This is a genomic window from Cutibacterium modestum (assembly GCF_008326345.1).
GTDB lineage: Bacteria > Actinomycetota > Actinomycetes > Propionibacteriales > Propionibacteriaceae > Cutibacterium > Cutibacterium modestum.
On the sequence record NZ_BJEN01000002.1, the window covers coordinates 419641 to 437929 of the forward strand.

The following is an 18289-nucleotide window of genomic DNA, read 5'->3' on the forward strand; positions in this document are numbered from 1 at the left end:
ATAGCCATCCGGTTGATCCCATGGTTTGGGCCCGGCTTAGGTCCCGGTTTGGGGCCACGGACTCAGGCGCAGCCATGGGCTTCTTTTTATGCTCTCCCTGTATTGGGTAGGTCTATAGAGGGGAGACCCATGCGGACAAGGGACGATCGGGGCGCCGCTGCGCTGGAATACATCGCGATGCTCCTTATTGCGGCTATGTTCACCAGTGCCGTGGCGGTCGGCGTCGTGGGTACAGCAGAAAGTGTGCCAGGCCTTGGCGGTTATCTCTGGGAAGGGTTCGTGTGCCCCGGCGGTGAAGCCACCGGCCCAACAGCTGCCTAAGCGCTGCCTGATTCACTCCGACGAGAACACCACGTCAATCTATGCCGAGGGAAAATTCACCTGAGCCAAGGTCGGTGGGGAAGGCGGATACGGCTACCATCTCGTTGAGTACAGCGATGGTAAAGCTGACGTCGAATTGTTCTATAACGTCGGGGCAAGTGCCGGCGCCGCAGCGCCTGGCTGGAGTAAAGGCCCTGCCAGCCTCGACGCGTCCATCACCGGGTCGGCGAAGTATACGAAGGGTGAGACTTTCCATTACGACAGTGTCGCCGCTGCTCACGCAGATCGGGACAACTTGAACAAGTACGCTCGGGGACGTGCGCTGGCGGTCATGCATCTTGGCAGTGCCCCCGATGCCCCCAACTCCCAGCTCTCTTCGACCTCGAAGACAGTGGAGGTCGATGTCAAAGGTAAGGCGGACCTCAAAGTTAAGGCTAAAGTCGGTGGTCACGGTTCAGTCGATGCTGGTGCTAGCGGCGGTGTTGACGGCAATGTTCAGTACACAACCAAGTCCGATTCGAAGACTGGTGCGATAACGCACACGGTTGAAGTTTCGGGATCGGCTAAGGGTGATGCCCATGCGAACGCGGGCGCGACGATGGGTAACCACGGCGTCAAAACACCAACTGTTGGCGGTTATGCCGGGATTGATGACGATACCTCGGTGTCGGTAACCAAAGACAAATCTGGCAAGATTACAGAGCTCGTCATCACCAAGAGCGGTGCCAAAGGTGCCGATTCTGGCGTGGATGGTGACTTCAAATTTGAGCCGGGTAAGCCGAAGTCTCTTCTTGGTCCGGGTGGGGGGAAGCCTGTTCCTGGCCTGGGTAGGTGGAAGCCTGAGCCCAATAAGTCTCGCGATGCCGGTAACCAACGAGGGCCGCCACCGCAAGCAGGGCAAGGGGAGTACTTTGCCTAAGAAGCCGGGTCGTGAGGAGGAGTCCGACGGTGACCACAAGAGTCGTGAGACGACCACCATCCGGGTAGCCGTCAACGACCAGAACCGGAGTCAGGTCCGAAAGTGGCTCGGGGATGACGATGTTAAGCTCTCCAATGGGGTGCCACTGCTGGTCAAGGCGCGGTTTATGAACCCGCTGGACGCTAACACCACTAACGACTTCGCTAAGTTCCTCTACCAGTCTGACGACACCCAGATCGACAAGCAGAAGAGCAGTGAGACTTCCGATTTGGAGGACGATTCCTATGACATTTGGGTCGCGAAGGCCGGAGAAAAAGATGCTAAAGAATCCAGTTCGTCCACTGGTCAGACGAGTTATCTTTTGGAGAACGGCAAACGCGTCCCCAAGATCAATGAGGGGTGCAAATAAGTGATTGCCTCGCAGACCTCGATGAGCGCCTGCGAGGCAGTCCTAGACTCCACTGCATGATCAACGTCGGCCCGGCTAACACCAACCCGCATCCCGCCCGTACCCTCGTCATGGGTGTCGTCAACGTTACCCCTAACTCCTTTTCTGACGGGGGAATGTGGGCCGACCCTGAGGCGGCCATCCGTCACGCCCGCGACCTGGTCATCGACGGAGCCGACATCATCGATGTCGGTGGCGAATCTACCCGTCCAGGTGCTAAGCGCACCCCCGAGGACGAGGAGTTGCGTCGCGTCCTGCCCGTCGTCAATGCTCTGGTGGCCGATGGGGTCACCGTCTCCGTCGACACTATGCGCGTCTCAGTGGCCAAAGCCGTGATCGAGGCTGGGGTTACCATCGTCAACGACGTCTCTGGGGGCAAGGCTGAACCGGCGATCCTCGACGTCGTCGCCGACGCCGGTGTCGATTACGTTCTGATGCACTGGCGGGGTCAGTCCGCCACCATGCAGAATCTCGTCGGCTACGACGACGTGGTCGCCGACGTCATCTCTGAGACCTCCCAGCAGGTCGATGCAGCCATTGCTGCTGGCATCGACCGTGAGCGTATCATCGTCGACCCGGGCATCGGTTTCTCCAAGACGGTCGAGCACAACTGGCAGCTCATCGACGCCGTTGATACCTTCCAGGATGCATTCGCCGACCTCCGCGTCCTGTGGGGAGTTAGTCGCAAGCGCTTCCTTGGCGAGCTGCTTGCGCAGAACGGGGAAGACCGTCCAGCCCTCGAACGTGACGCGAGCACCATGGCCTTGTCGACGTATTTCGCTCTTCATCGCGCCTGGTGTGTGCGCACCCACGAGGTTCGTGCCAACCGTGATGCCATGGAGACCATCGCTTGCCTTCTCGCCTGGGAGTCCGCGCACTTGTCGAAAAGCCCAATTGTGGCGAACAGGTAATCTTCCGCCATGACTGACGGACAGATCACCTTGACGGGCATTCGTGCTCACGCGAATCACGGCGTGCTTGCTAGCGAGCGTGAACTCGGCCAGCTCTTCAGCGTCGACGTGAGTCTCGACGTCGCCATGGACACTGTTTCTGACGACCTCACCCACGCCGTCAACTATGCGACAGTCGCACAGCGGGTCCTAAATATTCTCACCAGCGAGCCGGTGAACCTCGTTGAAACTCTGGTTGGCAGGATCGCGGATACCGTTCTCGCTATCAGCCCACGTGTCCGTTCCGTCCAGGTAACCGTCCATAAGCCACATGCCCCCGTGGGCGTTGCCCTCGACGACGTGGCTGTCACGTGCCGAAAGGATGCCAAGTGAAAACCGTATTCAGCCTGGGTTCCAATATGGGAGACCCCTTTACCCACCTGCGCGATGCCGTCCGCCTGATCGCCGAAACTCCCGGCATCCATGACGTCGTTGTCTCGCCCGTCTATGTCACCACTCCCGTCGGGGGAGTGCAGCAGGACGATTTCCTTAACCTCGTCGTTGTCGTGACTAGTGACCTTCCTCCGTCAGTCTTGTTGGAGCGTGCCCACGTCATCGAGGACGCTCACGGGCGAGAGCGCACCATACCGAATGGTCCCCGCGCCCTCGACGTTGACCTCATTTGCGTCGGTGACGAGATCGTCACCACCGACGAATTGACCCTCCCACACCCCCGTGCGCATGAGCGTGCCTTCGTCCTCGTGCCGTGGTCCGATGTCGACCCCGAGGCCGAATTGCCCGGGTATGGTCGGATCGCCGAACTGTTAGCATCCTTCGGTGCCGACGAGTTGGCAGAAGCTATTAAGCCTTATCCACGTCGGATTGACGTGGCTGGGGTCACGGTTGCGAGAAGATGGGATGAGAGGTACGACGAGGAGGATGTATGACACGGAGCTTGCCACCTGACTGGGATGGCGATCGGCAGCCCGACGACGGCGGTGATCCTCCGGGCAACCTCGCTCCGACCGACTGGAAGGTCATCCTCGTGGCAGCCCTGTGCGGGGCCGCGCTGGGATGGTTCGCGCTGAGCATCTACAAGATCAATGACACCACTGTGCCGATCTTGCCGTGGTCTTTGCCAGTGGTCATCCTTGTCGTCGCTATCGCAACCTGGGGGTACGCTCGGGCTTTCCGCGCCAAGGTTGTTGATCCAGAACGTGAGATTGAGGCGAACCAAGGGCTCGTCTCGCTAGCACTGGGTAAGGCGATCGCCCTATCCGGCGCTGCGCTTGTCGGTGCTTGCATCGTATACGTGCTGACTTTTGTGTGGCACCTCAACATTCCTTACCCGCGCCAACGTGCTATCGTAGGTGGAGTGACGGCTACCACCTGCGCCGTTATGGCATGGGCCGGGTGGCTTCTGGAGAACGCCTGTAAGGTCCCGAAAGGGCCTGATGATCCCGATAAACGCCCTTAGGTGTGGCGGCGGACAAGAACGCGACTCGCCGGTAGTCAGTGCTTGACCGGAGGCCAAACGGACTGTACTTGTGGTCTCTTTGCGGGATATGATGATGCGCGTGAGCGGCGAGCATGATCTTAAACGGGTTGAAAAGGACACTGGCGAGCGCAGAGGTGTGCTCGCTATTCTCATTGTGGCAACGGTTGTTGCCGTTGTGTGTGGGGTAATCCCCTCCATTTGGGCGGTCCGAGCCGGTGTGCTCGTTGCCCTCGTTGGGGCATGGGTTTCTGTCTTCATGGCGTGGCGCCAGGTTGATGCCATTCGCCAGATGCACTTTGACACTCTTAAGGAGCTTCGTCACGCCGCGTCGGAGCAGGAGAAGCGTCATCACGCCGAGTCTATGGAGATGATCGACACTTTCTCGCGTCGGGTTGGCTCCATCTCGAAGACCCTTGCTGATACCCGTGCCAAGCTCGATCGCGCAGAGAATGAGTTGTCGACCCTCCGTGGCGACAAGGCCGCTTTGCAATACAAGGTCACCGCTGGTAACAAGAAGGTCGCTTCCCTTGAGATGCGTATTGCCGAGTTGGAGACCGAACTCGACGCTCTGCTGGCTGACGGCCGGTCCGGACGTTTGGCCACCCTTCGCACTGTCACCGATGCTGGTGTCCCTACCGCCGAGGAGATCTGGGAACGCGGCAACGATGCGACTATCGCTGATCTGTCCCGGGTCGCCTTCCCACGCTTGTCCGACGAGCCTTCCGAGGCTCGTCGCCAGGCCTGACACTTGGCCGACATTTTTGCCCGCCCAACGTTGTGGGGCCCAGCTATCCGGCTGGGCCCCACAACGTCTCTTCATCCGCTGAAGCTCCCGGCGCGAGCTCACTTATCAAGGTCTCCTAGCGTCCATCCCACGGAAGCAATGGTGGCCTCGACGCCGTCAATTGGAGTGCCGGGAAGCACAGTCTCCAAGGCTTGAACGTTGGCGAAGGTGGGGGTGCGCAGAGCCATCCGCCATGGTGTTGTACCACCGCGGGACTCAAGGAAGTGCCCGGAGCGTCCCCAGGGAGCCTCCATAGCGGTCCAAGTACGCCCTCGAGGAACTTTGAGGGCGGTCGGCAGACGAGTCTCTAGCGGCCCGTCTAAGCTCGGCAGTCGTTCGAGGATTTGACGGCACAGGCTCGACGAGACCGTCACGTCGTTACACAAGGTCGATAGCCGGGCGTGGGCGTCGCCCCGGGGGTCTGTATTGACGTCAGGCCATGTCAGCTCGTTGTACACCGTGGTACGCCTTCGGGCGTCTAGGTCGACTCCACTAGCCCGGGAGACGGGTCCCGACAGGCCATAGCTGTCAATCATGTTTGCGGGGATGACGGCCACTCCGCGTACGCCAGTGGCGGAGTCGAGAGCGGCACGGACCCGAGTCACAAGCGCCTCAGCTTCGTCGAGCCACACACGCAACGCGGGCTGCCATTCACTTTCTGGGTGGATTCGAAGTCCCCCGATTCGGGTGATCATAGGATGGATCCGATTTCCAGAGCACCTCTGCCAGACTCTTCGGGCATTTTCAATCGCTGTAGCTATCGCATTTTCAAGGTCGGCATCGTCACGGTGATGGCCTACCCATGACAAAAACGTGAGGTGTGAGGTGATTCTGCTGAACTCAGTAAGCAGAGTCCGTATCCACGTCACGCGAGTTGGGATGGTAATGCCCATCGCTTCCTCAATGGTATGGGCTGCGCCGGTCTCACCGATGAATGGGGCCGTCCAGTCATGACGCGATGCAAGCATGGGAATCTGCCGGTAATCGCGAACTTCGAAGAGTTTTTCATCACCGCGGTGGAGGTTGCCGACATTTACCTGTGAAGAGGTGATGAGATCGTCATCGACAGTTGTGGCGATAGTGACGAGCCCCGGCCTGCTGGGGTGAAGGCGTCCTAGATCAAGCCGAGTCACCTCGTATTTCTTGATAAGTTCGTCATCTGGGGATTGACTGGGATGCGTTAACGGCATCGATCCAACGACGAACAAGATCTTTCGCGTGGAACTGAACACACCTTGAGGATGCCGCATTGCGTGCTCAGATGCATCTTCACGACAACGATTTTCGATAAATAACTGGACCTGCCTTGTGATTTTTGCTGTTATGAACATAAACTGTCTTCCGTAAGCCGAAGTTGTATCTACGACACAAGCCTGAAAGGAATGCCATGGCACAGCGTGTGCGTGTTGATCTTGTCGATGATGTGGACGGAAGCCCAGCCGAGGAATCCGTCAATTTTGCTCTCGACGGTGTCAACTATGTGATTGACCTGTCCTCCGAGAACGCTTCCAAACTGCGCGATGACCTGTCTTTGTGGGTTGATCATGCTCGTCGCACTGGTGGTCGCCGTACTCGTGGTCGTCGCCCCACCGGGGGGCCGACCGCTAATGAGGTTCGCCAGTGGGCCAAGAGTCAGGGCTACGAGGTCTCGGAGCGCGGCCGCGTTTCGAATGAGATCCGTGAGGCCTACGAACGCACTCACTGATTCCAGATTATATGACCGCCTGGCGAGGCGTGTCGGTGGCGACGTCGGAGCAGGAAAGCTCCGGCGTCGCGCTGTTCCACCTAGGTTGTGCCAGCGGCGTAAACGGGTATCGCAGATGTGTCGGTAGCGGTTACTAGACTGAGCACACAGATCGATAGTCCAGTGCTGTCGGTTGGTTGCATGAAGGTTTCACGCGACCGCGGGTAGACCGGTCGTCCGGTGAGTGATCTACCCCACATACAAGGAGAGTTCATGTTCGAACGGTTCACCGATCGGGCCCGTCGGGTCGTCGTCCTGGCCCAGGATGAGGCCAAGGCCCTGAACCACAATTACATTGGCACTGAGCACCTGTTGCTCGGGCTCATTAGCGAGGGTGAGGGCGTTGCCGCCAAGGCTCTCGAATCCCTTGACATTTCGCTGGAGGCTGTTCGCGCTCAGGTAGAGGAGATTATTGGTCACGGTACCTCGACGCCGACAGGTCACATCCCCTTTACCCCGCGCGCCAAGAAAGTCCTTGAGCTTAGCCTGCGTGAGGCGCTCCAGATGAATCATTCCTACATTGGCACCGAGCACATTCTGCTTGGTCTCATTCGGGAGGGGGAAGGCGTCGCTGCCCAGGTGCTGATCCGGCTGGGTGCTGACCTCAACACGGTGCGCAATAGCGTTTTGCAGCTGTTGCAGGGATATCAGGGTGACGAGCGTCAGGCTGCCACCTCCGGTGCTCCTGAGGCTGGCCCGCAGCAGTCCTCGGCGACAATTCTTGACCAGTTCGGTCGCAACCTTACCGACGCCGCCCGTGGCGGCGAGCTCGACCCGGTCATCGGTCGCGAGAGGGAGATTGAGCGGGTCATGGTGGTGTTGAGCCGCCGCACCAAGAACAACCCGGTTCTCATTGGTGAGCCTGGCGTTGGTAAGTCTGCCTGTGTCGAGGGGCTGGCTCAGGCTATCGTGCGGGGAGATGTTCCCGAGACTCTGCGCGACAAGAAGATTTATTCCCTGGATCTCGGCTCCATGGTCGCCGGATCACGTTACCGCGGCGATTTTGAGGAGAGGATGAAGAAGGTCCTCAAAGAGATCAAGAACCGCGGTGACATCATCCTGTTCATCGACGAGATCCACACCCTTGTTGGTGCCGGTGCCGCCGAGGGGGCAATCGACGCTGCCAGTATGCTTAAGCCTATGCTGGCTCGCGGTGAGCTGCAGACCATCGGTGCGACGACCCTCGACGAGTACCGCAAGTACATCGAGAAGGATGCTGCGCTGGAGCGTCGTTTCCAGCCGATCCAGGTGGATGAGCCTTCGATCCCGCTGGCTATTGAGATCCTCAAGGGTCTGCGCGACCGTTACGAGGCTCACCATAAGATCACCATCACAGACGAGGCCATCACTGCGGCGGCGAATCTTGCGTCCCGCTACATCCAAGACCGCTTTCTGCCGGATAAGGCCATTGATCTTATTGACGAGGCGGGTGCCCGGATGAACATTCGTCGTATGACGGCCCCCCCGGATCTGCGTGAGTTCGACGAGCGGATCGCTCATGTGCGCGTGGAGAAGGAAGCCGCCATCGACGCCCAGGACTTTGAGCGTGCTGCTGGGCTGCGCGATGACGAGAAAAAGCTTCTCGCTGAACGTGAGGCCAAAGAGGAAGAGTGGAAGCAGGGCGACGAGTCGGTACCAGCTGTGGTTGGTCCCGACGAGATTGCCGAGGTGCTCTCTGGAGCTACTGGTATTCCGGTTTTCAAGCTCACGGAGGAGGAGTCTCAGCGTCTGCTTCATATGGAGGACGAGATCGGCAAGCGTTATGTCGGTCAGGAGGACGCCGTTAAGGCCCTGTGTCGTTCTATCCGACGCACCCGTGCCGGCCTCAAGGATCCGAAGCGTCCGGCAGGATCTTTCATTTTCGCTGGTCCGTCGGGTGTCGGTAAGACCGAGCTCACCAAGGCGCTTACTGAGTTTCTGTTCGGTGACGAGGACGCCCTCATTACCCTCGACATGAGCGAGTACTCCGAGAAGCACACCGCATCGCGGATGTTCGGGTCCCCGCCTGGATTTGTAGGGTACGAGGAGGGTGGCCAGCTCACCGAGAAGGTGCGCCGCAAACCGTTCAGCGTGATCCTCTTTGACGAGATTGAAAAGGCTCACCCTGATATCTTCAACTCCCTGTTGCAGATTCTTGATGAGGGGCGTCTCACCGACGCTCAGGGTCGTGTGGTGGACTTCAAGAACACCGTTATTGTGCTGACGACCAACCTCGGTACTCGTGACATTTCCAAGTCGGTCAACCTCGGTTTCTCCAAAGTTGACGACGTCGAGTCCAGCTACGAGAAGATGAAGGCCAAGGTCACTGAGGAGCTTAAGGGGCACTTCCGTCCTGAGTTCCTTAACCGCCTTGACGAAATCATCGTTTTTCATCAGCTCACCCAGCCGGACATCCTGCGGATTGTCGACCTCATGGTGGAGCAACTGGAGGGTCGTCTGGGTGACAAGGACATGGGTATCGAGGTAACCCCGGCTGCCAAAGAGCTGCTGTCCAAGCGTGGGTTCGACCCGCTGCTCGGTGCCCGTCCGCTGCGTCGAACCATTCAGCGCGACATTGAGGACGTCCTGGCCGAGAAAATCCTCTTCGGCGAGGTCAAGCCTGGACAGATCGTGGTTGTTGACGCAGCCTCGGAAGGTTCCGACGAGCCGTTCGTGTTCAAGGGAACGGAGCGTTCAGAGCTGCCCGACGAGGTGCCCGAGGAGCTTACCTCCTCGGCAGGAGAGAATAATGACGGCCAGTAGAACTGATACTGGTTGACGGTTGTTGTGGTTGTGGCCCGGCGCATCGAGTGTCGGGCCACAGATTTGCATGTGGAGTGGAGGTGTGAAAAGGACCCCCGATCGACCTGCCTACAGCTTCGCAAGTGCCGCCTGCAAAGCGAAGGATACCAACCAATGGGTGGCCATGAAGTCTCCGTCGGTGATTTGTGGAGCAACCTCGCTGATCTGACGGTCGGTGGCAATCTCGATGCGACGGCGAATGTCGTCGTCAAGCCACGTGGCCAGCGCACGCAGTTGCCATGCTCGCGACAGGTTCAGCCCATAGAGGTGGGCAAGCTTGCCGTCAGTGCCATCGGTGACCTCGGGTACTTCCAGGAGGTTGTCATCAGCCTGTCCTAGCCGCGGCAGGAATGCGTGAAGCCAAGTCTCGAACTCGTCGGAGCGGTTCTCGACGTCATACACCCGAGCCATGAGGTGAGCCTCGCTCAATGCCGCCGACAAGAAGTCATTGCCGCCCGGCTCCCACGATGACGGGTAATCGATGTCGGTATCGAAAAAGCGATGGGAGTGCTTGACGATGGCCTCGACGACGTCGCTACGTCCCAGCGACCGCGCTGCGTCGAGGCACAAACCAACACCGAAAGCGGTGTTGTCGTGGGTGCCAGTACGTACCGGGAAAGTCATCGTCGGCAGCCAGGCAAGGAGGTTATTGAAGATCTGACGACCAATAATGCTGGTAGCCGAGGCCCATTCTGGATGGTTCGCCGTGACGACCGGGGCGGCGCATGTGGCGGAAAGGAGAGCTGCCCATCCCCAGCCATATGGGCGCTCGTACCCACGATGGGTTCGTAGGTATTCTGCCTCCACCTGAGCATTCTCATCCGTCAGGCGCACATCGAGGAGACTCGTCAGCTCGTCGATCGTTGCGCGATCGATCGACTGATATGCGTGCTCGAGAAGGGTAAGCGCTGACCACTGCATATGCGCTGAGGAGTGCCAATCTAAACAGCCGTGGAAGCACGGGTGGAGACGCCACGGTGTGACGTCGACATCGTTAGGTCCCGAAGACTGGTGGGCAGACCCCCATGGGAAGGGACGGTTGAGCCCGTCGGTGATGGTTCTCGCCCATCCCTGGGCGTACTGGTCGAGAGTCACAGCAAACCTCCTGGGAAGCAGCACAGGTACATAATGAGGGTATTGCAAACCAGCAGCGGAATAGCAGTGGGGATCTGTGCCTTAATTGGGCCATAGCTGTCGTCAAGCTCAAGCAGAGCAGCTGGAACAAGATTGAAGTTCGCAGCCATGGGTGTACACAGGGTGCCGCAAAAACCCGCCAGCATGCCCATGGCGAAGACGGCGGCCATGTTGCCGTGGAAGTGCTGGATGAGCAGCGGCCAACCAACGGCAGCAGTCATCACTGGGAAAGCAGCGAAAGCGTTACCCATGATGAGGGTGAACAAGGCCATCCCAAGGCAGTAGACGCACACTGCCGCCAAGAGGCTTCCCGAGGGAAGGATCCTTGAGGTGATGCGTCCCACCGCATCTCCGACACCGGCATCGTTGAAAAGGGTGCCGAGGGTTGCCAAGAACTGCGGTAAGATAGCTGCCCACCCGATATGACCGAGCAATCGGTCGCCCTCCTTAAAAGCCACCATCGGTGAGCGCACCTTGAACATGATCATGGCTGCGGCAAGGGCGATAACGGACGCTGCCCCGAGGCCGATGATCGTCGCCATGCCGGGTTCTAATAGCGACGCCCCGCCAATCGACAAGTTGCGCATACCAGCCACCGCGAAAATGGCCGCCACAATCGGAATGATGAGGGCAAGCATGAAGACTTTGTTGCCGAACTTCTCTGCCGACTTTTCTCGCTCGGCGTCGGTGGTCGTCTCGGTGGAGCCGCGACCCGGAAATCCACACGCGGCCAGCACGACAAGGATGAGCACCGCAATACCTTCAACGAGAGCAGGTGCAGTCTTATTGACGACAAAGCTGCCGTAGCCAAATGAGAACGCCAGAATTGTCCAAAAGGTAGTGGATCCGAAATGCTTGCTGTCGTTGCGGTCCCGTAGCCGGACGGCCGCGACAACGAGGAACAGGAGCCCACACAGCCAGTAAAACCATTCCACTTTGATCATTCGCGGACCCCCTGCTCCGGATTGCCACCCGAGGGCAGGCTGACGGTGTGGCCAGGCTCAGGGGCGCCATCGATGTCGACGTCGTCGCCTCCCTCGGCAGCCATCTTCGCGAGTTTACGGTCCAACAACCACAACCGGGGCGCGTGGATGAGGAAGGCACAAATAGCTGTTGGAATGGCCCACAAGGCGATTTGTAGGGCTTCGAGTTTGAGGTTGTAGGTAGCGTCAACGAATCCAGTGATGAGCAGAATCGACCCGATAGCAATGAAGACGTCCTCGCCGAAGAACAATCCGATGGTGTCTGACGAGGACGCATAGGAGCGCAGCTTTTCACGCATTTTGCGGGTGTATCGCGGGTGGGTGCGTCGAGCGGCAGCCTCAGCCATCGGCACTACGAGGGGACGCACCGCCTGGGCCGGTCCACCAATGGATGACAGTCCCACAGCTGCGGTGATCTGACGAACAGCAAGATAGACGGTGAGGAGTTTTCCGGCCGTCATAGACTTCATCTTTGACATCAAGCAGCCGGCCTGCTGCATGAGGCCGTGGCGCTCGAGCAATCCGATGACGGGTAGCACGACGATAAAGACCGTCACAGAACGCGAACTGGCGAATCCGGTGCCGAACGTCTCGATGATCTTGATAGGTGACATTCCGGCAATAAGGCCAGCAGTGATTCCCGCGACGGCGACCACGAGCATGGCATTGAGCCGCAATGCAAAGCCGACGACGACGATAGCCACGGCGAGCAGAACCCACATGGTGCACTCCTCTCCTGTTTCTGGGGATGTTGTGGCGTCACTTTAGAGGTGACCAGACCGTCATGGGCGCGTTTACCGAGACAAACGTGTTGACCGAGAGGGATCTCGGCGTCACCCTTATGTCATGGCAACTGTTGATCTCAACGCGGACATGGGGGAATCTTTCGGATCGTGGAAGATGGGTGACGATGAGTCCCTGCTGGGAATTGTCACCTCCGCGAATGTGGCTTGCGGGTTCCATGCCGGCGACGCCGTCGTCATGGGCGGGACGTGCAAAGCCGCTGCGGAGCATGGGGTGTGCATCGGCGCCCACGTCTCCTACCGGGACCTCGCCGGTTTTGGTCGCAATTTCATCGACGTTGACCCCGGACGGCTGCGTGACGAAGTCATTTACCAGTTGTCAGCACTGCGTGGAATTGCTGCAATTCATGGTGCTTCGGTACGTTACGTCAAGCCTCATGGTGCCTTGTACAACACGATCGTTCACCACGAGGCCCAGGCTAAGGCCGTCGTCGATGCAATCGGTGCTGTCAATTCCGCCACGGGCGCCGATGTGGCCATTCTCGGCTTGCCAGGAGCTTTCGTTCTTGACCTCGCTGAGCAGCAGGGTATCCGCACCCTGCGCGAGGCGTTCGCCGATCGCGCTTACAACCCCGACGGCACTTTGGTATCACGTCGCCAAGAGGGGTCGGTGTTACATGACCCTGACGAGGTCGCCGAGCGGGTCGTGGCTCTGGTGACTCAGGGATCGGTGACTGCTATCGATGGCACCGAAGTGGCTATTAAGGCCGATTCGGTGTGTGTCCACGGTGACACCCCGGGTGCTGTTGCGATGGCTACGGCAGTGCGTGATCGCCTTGCTGCCGCTGGAGTGGAACTGCGGGCTGCCGCATGAGATTGTTGCCGGCCGGGCGAACAGCTGTGCTCGTCGAGCTGGATGATGCCGGTCAGCGTCGACGCCTGCATCGGACCCTGAGTGAGCATCCGGCGGTAGGAACGGTAGATCTCGTTCCAGCTCAGACGACGGTGCTCATCGAGGTCGAGTCAGCCGGCCAATTACCAGATGCCGTCGTTCATGTCCAGGAGCTGATCGCCGATGGATTGGAATGCGTCGAGGAAGGAGCGCAGGAGGCCGTTGTGGTACCAGTTCGCTATGACGGGCTGGACTTGTCTGACGTGGCGGACGTACTCGACATGGCCACTGACGAGCTGGTGAGACGCCATAGTGATCAACAGTGGACGGTGGAATTCGCTGGGTTCATGCCCGGATTTGGGTACATGTCCGGAACTGATTGGCCTTACCGGGTCCCGCGTCGGGACAGTCCTCGAACCAGGATTCCGCCGGGCAGTATCGCCTTGGCCGACGGATTTACAGGCGCCTACCCACAAGCCTCCCCGGGGGGCTGGCAGATTATTGGCACGACTGACGCAGTGTTGTGGGATGAGAAGGCCGACCCGCCAGCCCTACTAATTCCGGGAGCTGTCATCAAATTCGAGGTGGCGAACTGATGACCCACTTCGTAGTGGAGACGGCCGGGCCGAGAACCCTCATCGAGGACGCTGGCCGTCGCGGTTGGGCGGATCTAGGAATCAGTGGCTGCGGGGCGTGGGATCGTCAGGCCTATCTGGACGGTGCCCGACTCGTCGGCAATGGTGCTGGGTTGGGGTGCCTGGAGATTCTGCTCGGACCGGTGCAGTTGAGATGTGTCGGGGGACCTGTCCTAGTTGCGGTGACAGGTGCTGATGCTCAGGTCGATCTGGATGGCGCGCCGCGGCCCAATGGCTGGGGTTTTCTCGTGACAGATGGTCAGACGGTGAGCATCGGCGTGCCAGTGAGCGGATTGCGAAGTTATTTTTCTGTGACCGGAGGGATTAACGTGGAGCCCACCTTTGCCAGCGTTTCAGCCGATCCGACCCGTGAGATGGGTCCGGCCCCTCTCAAGGCAGGCGACCGCGTCAGCGTCGGTGACGGTCCAGCTGGCCTCATCTCGACGAATCCCGTCGACATGCACCAGGTGCCGATGGAACTCGTCCTTCATGGGGTGTGGGGACCTCGCGACGATTGGTTTACCGAAGCTGGGCGGCGTTGCCTTGAGGAGACCCATTGGCGCGTCGGGGAGGCGAGTGACCGCGTCGGAACGCGGCTGGAAGGACCATCCCTGGAAAGAGCGGTGACCGGGGAGTTGACGAGTGAGCCGGTGATGCGAGGTGCAATCCAGGTGCCTACCTCGGGAGTGCCTCTGGTCTTTGGGCCGGACCATCCGACGACGGGCGGTTATCCGGTTATTGGGGTTGTCGATCCCGAGGATGCTGACCGTCTTGCCCAGGCGCGGGCAGGGGTCGTCGTCAGATTCGTGATGGCCGCTTGCGACTGGTGACGGCTATTAGCTTGAGATCTCATCTATAAGCATAATTCCTAGTCGAAGACTTGTTTATAGTGTGATAACGCAGGTTTCGGGGACGATGTGGCGCATTCCCTGGCTGACCTACGGGGGTACGATCGCTTCTTGACTACCCTCTTCGTTTCTCCTAGGAGGCCTCTTGCTGTCTGAGCAGTCGTCCGTCGCGCATGTCGAACACCTTGCTCGGGACCAAGATGGACATGTCATCACTGAGGAGCAGGCCTGGAGCGCACTGTGGGCCCTTCTCATCGGTTTCTTCATGATCCTTGTCGATACGTCAATCGTTACGACCGCTCTGCCGGCGACCATCCGCGCCCTTAACGCCAACCTCAACCAAGGCGTGTGGATCACGAGCGCCTACCTGCTCACCTATGCGGTCCCGTTGCTGATTACCGGGCGTATGGGTGACCGCTGGGGGCCGCATCGGATGTACCTCATCGGCATGGTCGTTTTTGGAGTTTCTTCACTGGCATGTGGCCTGTCTCCGACGATTGGCGTCCTCATCGCTGCTAGGGCTGTTCAGGGCATCGGCGCTGCCCTCATGACCCCGCAGTCCCTGTCGATGATCACCCGGCTCTTCGCACCGGAGAAGCGCGGGGCTGCTATGGGTCTGTGGGGAGCCACTGCCGGTGTCGCGAGTTTCGTCGGTCCTGTGCTCGGCGGCATCCTCGTCGACACCCTGGGTTGGGAGTGGATTTTTTCGTCAACGTCCCGGTTGCCGTCATCGGGCTGTGGTTGGCTATCCGTAATGTGCCTGCCCTCGAAACTCACGGCCACGCCTTCGACTGGCTCGGCGTCGTCCTATCGGGTATCGGCATGACCCTGCTGGTTTTCGGCATTCAGGAGGGAGAGCAGTACAACTGGGGGACGATCACTGGCGTCATTTCCGTGCCGCTGCTCATCATCCTCGGTGTGGTCATTATGGTGCTCTTCGTCGTCTCGCAGACGCAGCGGGTACAGATCCGCCTGCATGCCCGTTCGACCAACGTTGAGCCGCTGGTTCCGCTGCGGCTGTTTACTAAGCGAAACTTCACCCTTGCCAATATCGCGATCTTCCTTGTGGGCATGCTAGTGACCGCCTACTTCCTGCCGACGGCCGTCTATCTGCAGAATGTGCGCGGAAAATCCCCGACAGTTGCTGCCCTATTGCTGATCCCAACCGCTGTTGTGTCCGGCGTGCTGTCTCCGCTGATTGGACGGGTTCTCCAACGCCGTCGGTCTGGCCGGATGGCTGCGATTGGCGTCGCGCTATATGTGATTTCCTCCCTCGGATGGTGGCTGTTTACGGTGCCATCGACCGGACTGTGGGTGTTCCCGCTGTTATCTGCCATCACCGGCGTCGGTGCGGCTCTTACCTGGAGCCCAATTTCTCTGGTTGGTACCGATGACCTCGGCCAAGCCGACGCTGGAGCCGGTTCGGGGGTCTATAACGCCACCCGTCAGGTCGGGTCAGCTTTAGGGTCGGCTTTCATTGCAATGATGATGGATGCCCGAATCATGGCTCGTCACAACTTGGGCCGAGGCCTTGGTGAGTCGATGTTCATCACGATTAGTGCCGGAACGATCTGCGTGATCGTCTGCGCATTCTTTGCGGACTTTCAGGGTTCACGTCAGCGTGATTCGTGAGCGCACTCATGTAAGGCCGATCGATGGTGGCATGGATGCCCTTCGCCGGACCCCTAGGATAATCACATGAGGATTGCCATCGGAGGGTTTGCCGGCCTTATCGGCACAGCGCTGGTTCAGCGGCTGCGCAAGGGAGGCCATGACGTCGTCACGTTGACTCGTCATGAACCCATCCAGCCCTCCGATAAACGGTGGGGCCTTGACACCCTCTCCACCGCGCCTCCTTTCCTTGACGATGTCGACGCTGTGGTCAACTCCACAAGTGAGCCGGTGAACCTCGTCGGTCCAAACCCATGCACGAATGCTGAGTTCACGAAAGCGCTGGCTAAGGCAATTCACCGTCCATCTGTGATGCCATTCCCGATTCCAGCAGCGAAGATGATCTTCGGGCCCCAGCTCGTCGACGAGGCGCTGTGCTCGGGGCAGAGGATCAGACCAGCCAAACCCCTTGAGCACGGATTCGAGTTCCGTGACGCCTCCATTACCGAGTCAATCACCTCAGCACTTGCAGGACGCCGATGAACCACAACAACCAACGCCCCGACAGTTTCTCTCGCCCCGACGAGTGGAGGTCGTGGCAGGACGAACCCCAGCAGAACCACGGCGATGCGGCAGGGACACGAGACGATGCCAGACCAGCGCAGCGAGATGAGACGACGACACCCCAGCCTGAGCCTTACCGATCGGTTGACGTAGATCCTTCGTGGGCGCCTCCTTCGGTGTCATACCAGCAGGCGGCTCCCCAGCCGGTTGCCCGGGTGAAGCGCCGTAGTGATGTTCCGGTCGTCACATGGACCCTCATCGGTACCTGTTTCCTAGTGTGGGTGGGGGAGCTGCTAAGCCCTCAGGTGAGTCAGGCGGTTGTGTTAGCCCCACGAGCCGGGTTTACCGAGCCGTGGCGATTCGTCACCTCAATGTTCGGGCACGCACTAAACATTTTCCACATTGGCTTCAATATGTACGCGCTGTGGGCCCTAGGCCGATCTCTGGAGCCCTTTCTAGGACGCGCCAGATTCCTCGCCGCCTACCTCATGTCTGGACTGGGTGGAGGAGCGCTGTTCTGTCTGATGGCCACTACGAATGGGAATGGGACGATCCTGCCGAACGTTGACGACGGTGTTGTCGGGGCGTCAGGGGCGATCTTCGGCCTCTTCGGAGTGTTGCTGATCGTGCAGCGAAGACTGGGAGCTTCGACCCGTGATCTGTGGGTCGTGCTGGCCATCAACGCGGCCCTGTTGTTCTTCATTTCCGGAATCGCCTGGCAGGCTCACCTCGGTGGTTTTCTCGTCGGAATGGTGTGCGGGATCATTTTTTTCGAGGATCCCAAACGCGTTCAGGCCGGTAAATCCCCGCAGACGTGGCCTCGGATGGCCCTGTTGTTGGTCGCCATGGTGGCGGCCTTGGTGGTCAAATATCTGATGGGCTGAGACCAGCTTGGTGCCGGTCAGGAGACGGTGAGATCAGCGAGATCAGCTGGTCGGTGACGTGCGATGTGTAGTCCCTCCTGAATGGCCCACATGGACCAATGGTCGCGAAATTCTGGGTCCCGGGTTAGGGCTCGCTGACGCCTTAGCGGTGCGGGAATTTCGCACCACACTCGCAGGGATGCCAAGGGCGCATTCGTCGGCGTCAATACTCCGCAGCCCTCGATGACAAGGGGACGATTCGTATCCAGGACGACCTCGTCGCCGAAGCGGTCCTGATACCAATCCCATCGCCGGTACCGGTGTCGAGTGACGAGATCACGCAGATCCCACGCTCCTGACAGTCCAGACCAGCCGGGATACAGGTCGTCAGCCTGGACGAGCTGCCAGTCGGCGTGGTGGGAGATGAGGGTGTTGGCCAAGGTGGTCTTGCCTGCCCCAGAGCGCCCATCGATGAGGACAACCGGCTGCTCGTGCTGTGGAAATCTGGCAAGGATGAGCTCCTCCAGAAGGTCAGGGCGGTTGGCGTCAATGATCACCCCACAAGTCTTGTCCTCTTGGACCAGGGAAAGCAACGATGGGGGCGGTCAGCCCGTCATCAGGTGAGTAGCTC

18 protein-coding genes and 2 pseudogenes are annotated in these 18289 nt (G+C 59.4%); 15 read left to right on the forward strand and 5 right to left on the reverse strand.

Annotation, left to right across the window (positions count from 1 at the left end; all coding sequences use genetic code 11):
* Nucleotides 1-129: 129 nt before the first annotated feature.
* From F1563_RS14170 to F1563_RS06575, 7 genes and pseudogenes are all read left to right on the forward strand, one after another.
* Nucleotides 130-1087, forward strand: a pseudogene (locus tag F1563_RS14170) (hypothetical protein); the annotation flags it as partial.
* Nucleotides 1088-1232: 145 nt separating this feature from the next.
* Nucleotides 1233-1649, forward strand: coding sequence for a hypothetical protein (locus F1563_RS06550; RefSeq protein ID WP_002529046.1), 417 nt, complete (start codon nucleotides 1233-1235; stop codon nucleotides 1647-1649).
* A 56-nt stretch (nucleotides 1650-1705) separates the two neighbouring features.
* Nucleotides 1706-2599, forward strand: a complete 894-nt coding sequence (gene folP, locus F1563_RS06555) for a dihydropteroate synthase (protein ID WP_002529045.1) — start codon at nucleotides 1706-1708, stop codon at nucleotides 2597-2599.
* A gap of 9 nt (nucleotides 2600-2608) precedes the next feature.
* Entirely contained in the window at nucleotides 2609-2971 is a 363-nt protein-coding gene (folB, locus tag F1563_RS06560) for a dihydroneopterin aldolase (protein WP_002529044.1), read from the forward strand.
* Nucleotides 2968-3525: a 2-amino-4-hydroxy-6-hydroxymethyldihydropteridine diphosphokinase gene (folK, locus tag F1563_RS06565; RefSeq protein WP_007433283.1), complete on the forward strand. Its 558-nt coding sequence runs from the start codon at nucleotides 2968-2970 to the stop codon at nucleotides 3523-3525. The genes folB and folK overlap by 4 nt, the downstream gene beginning before the upstream one ends.
* Nucleotides 3522-4055 (forward strand): DUF3180 domain-containing protein, encoded by a 534-nt coding sequence (locus F1563_RS06570; RefSeq protein WP_002529042.1) that lies wholly within the window; start codon nucleotides 3522-3524, stop codon nucleotides 4053-4055. The genes folK and F1563_RS06570 overlap by 4 nt, the downstream gene beginning before the upstream one ends.
* 88 nt (nucleotides 4056-4143) lie before the next feature.
* Nucleotides 4144-4821, forward strand: a complete 678-nt coding sequence (locus tag F1563_RS06575; protein WP_002529041.1) for a hypothetical protein — start codon at nucleotides 4144-4146, stop codon at nucleotides 4819-4821.
* Between the two features lie 98 nt (nucleotides 4822-4919).
* Here F1563_RS06575 and F1563_RS06580 read toward each other — a convergent pair whose 3' ends face one another.
* Nucleotides 4920-6110 (reverse strand): NADH-quinone oxidoreductase subunit D-related protein, encoded by a 1191-nt coding sequence (locus tag F1563_RS06580; RefSeq protein ID WP_172623610.1) that lies wholly within the window; start codon nucleotides 6108-6110, stop codon nucleotides 4920-4922.
* Between the two features lie 137 nt (nucleotides 6111-6247).
* Here F1563_RS06580 and F1563_RS06585 point away from each other — a divergent pair, with 137 nt between their 5' ends.
* Both F1563_RS06585 and F1563_RS06590 read left to right on the forward strand, forming a co-directional pair.
* Nucleotides 6248-6565 carry a histone-like nucleoid-structuring protein Lsr2 gene (locus tag F1563_RS06585; protein ID WP_002529039.1) on the forward strand — a complete coding sequence of 106 codons (318 nt, stop codon included), beginning with the start codon at nucleotides 6248-6250 and terminating at the stop codon, nucleotides 6563-6565.
* A 252-nt stretch (nucleotides 6566-6817) separates the two neighbouring features.
* A complete protein-coding gene (locus F1563_RS06590) occupies nucleotides 6818-9346 on the forward strand; it encodes an ATP-dependent Clp protease ATP-binding subunit (protein ID WP_002529038.1) in 2529 nt (842 codons plus the stop codon).
* Nucleotides 9347-9454: 108 nt separating this feature from the next.
* Here the strand turns inward: F1563_RS06590 and F1563_RS06595 are convergent, their stop codons facing one another.
* The 3 genes from F1563_RS06595 to F1563_RS06605 are packed head-to-tail and all read right to left on the reverse strand — an operon-like array spanning nucleotide 9455 to nucleotide 12224.
* Nucleotides 9455-10480 (reverse strand): DUF2891 family protein, encoded by a 1026-nt coding sequence (locus tag F1563_RS06595; RefSeq protein ID WP_149302610.1) that lies wholly within the window; start codon nucleotides 10478-10480, stop codon nucleotides 9455-9457.
* A complete protein-coding gene (locus F1563_RS06600; RefSeq protein WP_002529036.1) occupies nucleotides 10477-11463 on the reverse strand; it encodes a DUF979 domain-containing protein in 987 nt (328 codons plus the stop codon). Before F1563_RS06600 ends, F1563_RS06595 begins: the two co-directional genes overlap by 4 nt.
* On the reverse strand, nucleotides 11460-12224 hold the full coding sequence (locus F1563_RS06605; RefSeq protein ID WP_002529035.1) for a DUF969 domain-containing protein: 765 nt from the start codon (nucleotides 12222-12224) through the stop codon (nucleotides 11460-11462). The genes F1563_RS06600 and F1563_RS06605 overlap by 4 nt, the downstream gene beginning before the upstream one ends.
* Before the next feature lie 124 nt (nucleotides 12225-12348).
* Between F1563_RS06605 and F1563_RS06610 the strand changes: the two genes are divergently transcribed.
* The 6 genes and pseudogenes from F1563_RS06610 to F1563_RS06635 all read left to right on the forward strand — a co-directional run bounded on the left by F1563_RS06610 (nucleotide 12349) and on the right by F1563_RS06635 (nucleotide 17679).
* Nucleotides 12349-13119 (forward strand): LamB/YcsF family protein, encoded by a 771-nt coding sequence (locus tag F1563_RS06610; RefSeq protein ID WP_002529034.1) that lies wholly within the window; start codon nucleotides 12349-12351, stop codon nucleotides 13117-13119.
* A complete protein-coding gene (locus F1563_RS06615) occupies nucleotides 13116-13733 on the forward strand; it encodes a 5-oxoprolinase subunit B family protein (protein WP_002529033.1) in 618 nt (205 codons plus the stop codon). Before F1563_RS06610 ends, F1563_RS06615 begins: the two co-directional genes overlap by 4 nt.
* Nucleotides 13733-14602, forward strand: coding sequence for a 5-oxoprolinase subunit C family protein (locus F1563_RS06620; protein ID WP_002529032.1), 870 nt, complete (start codon nucleotides 13733-13735; stop codon nucleotides 14600-14602). Before F1563_RS06615 ends, F1563_RS06620 begins: the two co-directional genes overlap by 1 nt.
* A 163-nt stretch (nucleotides 14603-14765) precedes the next feature.
* Nucleotides 14766-16252 (forward strand): annotated as a pseudogene (locus F1563_RS06625) (DHA2 family efflux MFS transporter permease subunit).
* A 66-nt stretch (nucleotides 16253-16318) separates the two neighbouring features.
* Nucleotides 16319-16774 (forward strand): DUF1731 domain-containing protein, encoded by a 456-nt coding sequence (locus F1563_RS06630; protein ID WP_002529029.1) that lies wholly within the window; start codon nucleotides 16319-16321, stop codon nucleotides 16772-16774.
* A complete protein-coding gene (locus F1563_RS06635; RefSeq protein ID WP_002529028.1) occupies nucleotides 16771-17679 on the forward strand; it encodes a rhomboid family intramembrane serine protease in 909 nt (302 codons plus the stop codon). The genes F1563_RS06630 and F1563_RS06635 overlap by 4 nt, the downstream gene beginning before the upstream one ends.
* A gap of 17 nt (nucleotides 17680-17696) precedes the next feature.
* Here F1563_RS06635 and F1563_RS06640 read toward each other — a convergent pair whose 3' ends face one another.
* Nucleotides 17697-18251 (reverse strand): nucleoside/nucleotide kinase family protein, encoded by a 555-nt coding sequence (locus F1563_RS06640; protein ID WP_002529027.1) that lies wholly within the window; start codon nucleotides 18249-18251, stop codon nucleotides 17697-17699.
* Between the last annotated feature and the right edge of the window lie 38 nt (nucleotides 18252-18289).

Excerpts from the sequence above, each read along its gene's own strand:
- folP (WP_002529045.1), top strand. The coding sequence starts at position 1,706 with ATGATCAACGTCGGCCCGGCTAACACCAACCCGCATCCCGCCCGTACC.
- folB (WP_002529044.1), top strand. The coding sequence starts at position 2,609 with ATGACTGACGGACAGATCACCTTGACGGGCATTCGTGCTCACGCGAAT.
- F1563_RS06570 (WP_002529042.1), top strand. The coding sequence starts at position 3,522 with ATGACACGGAGCTTGCCACCTGACTGGGATGGCGATCGGCAGCCCGAC.
- F1563_RS06575 (WP_002529041.1), top strand. The coding sequence starts at position 4,144 with ATGATGATGCGCGTGAGCGGCGAGCATGATCTTAAACGGGTTGAAAAG.
- F1563_RS06580 (WP_172623610.1), bottom strand. The coding sequence starts at position 6,110 with ATGCGGCATCCTCAAGGTGTGTTCAGTTCCACGCGAAAGATCTTGTTC.
- F1563_RS06585 (WP_002529039.1), top strand. The coding sequence starts at position 6,248 with ATGGCACAGCGTGTGCGTGTTGATCTTGTCGATGATGTGGACGGAAGC.
- F1563_RS06590 (WP_002529038.1), top strand. The coding sequence starts at position 6,818 with ATGTTCGAACGGTTCACCGATCGGGCCCGTCGGGTCGTCGTCCTGGCC.
- F1563_RS06600 (WP_002529036.1), bottom strand. The coding sequence starts at position 11,463 with ATGATCAAAGTGGAATGGTTTTACTGGCTGTGTGGGCTCCTGTTCCTC.
- F1563_RS06605 (WP_002529035.1), bottom strand. The coding sequence starts at position 12,224 with ATGTGGGTTCTGCTCGCCGTGGCTATCGTCGTCGTCGGCTTTGCATTG.
- F1563_RS06610 (WP_002529034.1), top strand. The coding sequence starts at position 12,349 with ATGGCAACTGTTGATCTCAACGCGGACATGGGGGAATCTTTCGGATCG.
- F1563_RS06615 (WP_002529033.1), top strand. The coding sequence starts at position 13,116 with ATGAGATTGTTGCCGGCCGGGCGAACAGCTGTGCTCGTCGAGCTGGAT.
- F1563_RS06620 (WP_002529032.1), top strand. The coding sequence starts at position 13,733 with ATGACCCACTTCGTAGTGGAGACGGCCGGGCCGAGAACCCTCATCGAG.
- F1563_RS06630 (WP_002529029.1), top strand. The coding sequence starts at position 16,319 with ATGAGGATTGCCATCGGAGGGTTTGCCGGCCTTATCGGCACAGCGCTG.
- F1563_RS06635 (WP_002529028.1), top strand. The coding sequence starts at position 16,771 with ATGAACCACAACAACCAACGCCCCGACAGTTTCTCTCGCCCCGACGAG.